At 42.0% G+C, this 2,702-nt stretch carries 3 protein-coding genes, 1 pseudogene and 1 riboswitch; of the genes and pseudogenes, 2 read left to right on the top strand and 2 right to left on the bottom strand.

The features are described 5' to 3' along the window. Positions 1 to 382 (bottom strand): fluoride efflux transporter CrcB (crcB, locus tag B4H32_RS12395; protein WP_286803319.1); only part of this gene is annotated, 382 nt, incomplete at its 3' end. A gap of 129 nt (positions 383 to 511) precedes the next feature. Then, a riboswitch (Fluoride riboswitch) is annotated at positions 512 to 578 on the bottom strand. A 264-nt stretch (positions 579 to 842) separates the two neighbouring features. Here crcB and B4H32_RS12390 point away from each other — a divergent pair. Together B4H32_RS12390 and B4H32_RS12385 are read left to right on the top strand one after the other, a co-directional pair. Then, complete coding sequence (locus B4H32_RS12390; protein WP_286803316.1) at positions 843 to 1,175, top strand: HopJ type III effector protein; 333 nt, start codon at positions 843 to 845, stop codon at positions 1,173 to 1,175. 43 nt (positions 1,176 to 1,218) lie between these two features. Then, a pseudogene (locus B4H32_RS12385) lies at positions 1,219 to 1,541 on the top strand (DUF6508 domain-containing protein). Here the strand turns inward: B4H32_RS12385 and B4H32_RS12380 are convergent. Continuing rightward, the coding region (locus tag B4H32_RS12380; protein WP_286803313.1) for an NAD(P)-dependent oxidoreductase at positions 1,530 to 2,702 on the bottom strand (1,173 nt) is incomplete at its 5' end. The pseudogene B4H32_RS12385 and the gene B4H32_RS12380 sit on opposite strands and share 12 nt — an antisense overlap.

Below are 2,702 nucleotides of genomic sequence, written 5' to 3'. Positions count from 1 at the left end.
TCTTCCGATCTGTCAGCCATTGATGCAGGCTCATGCCCAGAATGGTAAACAGCAACGACCCCATCACATGAATTAAAATCGCTGCACAGGCGTAGCCCAGCTTGCCACTTTGTAATAGGGCAATAATTTCGGCGGAAAAAGTCGAAAATGTGGTCAGTGCGCCACAAAATCCAGTAATCACAAACAGTTTATAATTGGGACTTAGGGCACTTTGGGAAAAATAAGAAATTGCAAAGCCAATAATAAAGCCACCCACAAAATTAACGGTGACCGTACCCAAAGGAATATCTGGAAAAATGGGATTCAGCTTTAAGCCCAGAAGCCAGCGCAGCCATGCACCCAGCACAGAACCCAAGGCAATTGAAATTAAAGGATAATACATGGCTCACCCCAAAAAAGATTTGGAGAAAATGGAGGATTGGATATAGATTTTTGCTTGTGCTAGAAATTTTTTCATCTGCGAACTCCAGATAGAGAATAGAGCACGCACGAACCTACGTCCCCTATTCAGGGTCACGTAGGCATCATTAGCCACTATGGCGGTTTGTAACAGGAAGAATGCCATCTCCTTTATCCTAAAATAACATAATTTTTCGACAACTCAACTGCTGTTTTTGGGCCGTGATAAAGCTGTGCATAAGGTTTAAGTTATCCACAGCTTAGGGAAATCTGGCTAAAAAGGGAAAAAACAGTTCCTATATTGATGACTTTTAAATAGGTTAATTCTTTACTCTGGGCTTAAACCACCTGTGTTGCTGCATCCAGTTTAATTCCTGTCTTCATCAATTCCACTGATTCAATGCTATGATGCTGCCATTCATTTGATCAACAGGGAACTGAATATGGCTCAAGAACTATTGGCACAATTAAAAGATGGTTCTGCAAAGTTTGCAGACGTGTTGGCATTTATCGAGGCGCGTTATCAGCATACGCCAACGGCTTTTCAAAATGGCGCGCAGTTTAATGCGGCAACTGAAAATCAGGGTAGTGCCAAAGTGTTCTCTTTTGCCAAACTTGAGGGTTTAAACCAACAGGACACCCTCAAGTTGTTTGCGGAACATTATGCCTCTGTACTTGCCACGCCTGAAGCAAGCGACCACCAGAATATCCGCCAGTTTATGCAGAATGGCTGGGATGGTGTGAAGTTTGAGGGTGAAGCTTTAGCAGCGAAATAAACAGATTTACGATAGGACTATATTCAAGTATTTTAGTCCTATCATGGCAGGAGAACAACGCCCAGATGGTACGATTTCTATGCCATATTGGGATACGAGTGACGTTGTAAATGAGTTCTTTGAGATTTTCCATGATTTAGATTTATGCATTGTATTCGATTGGCCAAATTGGCAAGAAGGAAAAATATATTAAAACAAGAACATTATGATTTTAATCTGTTAGATACTTTAACCCTTTGTAAGCTTTTGACCACCATTATACGAGCTGACCGCTTCACTGATGGCTTACTAATTTCTTTTTTTGAAAAGAGCACGATTCTAAATATCCTCAAAGCAATTAAGCAAAATCAAGAATTACTTAGATAGAAATTCATACACCTCTTGCCCTGCCGCTCGCCCTGTGGCAAAACAAGCCGTCAACAAATAGCCACCTGTCGGTGCATCCCAATCCAGCATTTCTCCACAACAAAACACATAAGGATTTGATTGCAATTGTAATTGTGAAGACAATGCCACTTGTTTCACACCACCAGCACAGCTAATCGCTTCCTCAATTGGGCGGAAACCATCTAAAGAGATCATCAGGTGTTTAATCTGTTGTGCCATCTGCGTTGCATCTGACCATAAATTTTTAGCAACGACTTCTCTAAGTAAATTAATTTTGACGGTATCCAGCCCTGCTTTACGCCAAATATTGGTCATAGATTGCTTTTTATTGCCCTGTAATTTCTTTTCCAGTTGTTCAATCGTAATATCAGGGAGTAAGTCCAGATGCAGTTGAAAGGGCAGATTCTGGGCTGCAAGCTGTCTTAACTCACGTCCCAGTTTATAAATAACTCCACTTTCCAAACCATAGTGCGTAACCACAATATCGCCATGCGTTTTATTTTCTGCATTTACCCATGCATTGACACGTTTCAGTGGCTGACCAAAACAGTCGTGCATAAATGGCGACCATGTTTTTAATACCCCGACATTGCTCGGTTGAAAGGGTTCAATTTCATCGGTGGAAAGCCATTGCTGCCACGCGCCATCACTACCTAATTGTGCCCATGACACTGCACCACAGGCCAAAATAATCGCATCATAAGTTGCACTAAATTGCTGAGTCTGATTCTCTATCGTGAGTTGATTGTTGGATAAATCCACACAACGATGACGATAATGAAATTTTACCCCATCATTCATCAATCGCTTTAACCAAGCACGAAGTAACGGTGCTGCTTTCATTTCTACAGGGAAGACGCGTCCTGAACTGCCAATATAAGATTCAATGCCTAAACCTTGCATCCAGTGCTGAATCCACTTTGCATCCCATTGCTCAATCCATGAGCCTAGCCATTCAGCATGGTCATAACGCTGTATAAACGTTGCAACAGGCTCGGCATGGGAAATATTCAGTCCCGTTTTGCCTGCCATTAAAAACTTGCGTGCCGCCGATGGTTTTTGCTCATAAACCTCAATATCGTAGTTGTATTGGCTCAGCACTTCAGCCGCCATCAATCCTGCTGGACCTGCACCAATAAT

It is taken from the genome of Acinetobacter sp. UBA2063, assembly GCF_002333245.1.
Lineage (GTDB): Bacteria > Pseudomonadota > Gammaproteobacteria > Pseudomonadales > Moraxellaceae > Acinetobacter > Acinetobacter parvus.
This window is presented reverse-complemented; position numbering and strand designations above follow the sequence as displayed.

Excerpts from the sequence above, each read along its gene's own strand:
- B4H32_RS12390 (WP_286803316.1), top strand. The coding sequence starts at position 843 with ATGGCTCAAGAACTATTGGCACAATTAAAAGATGGTTCTGCAAAGTTT.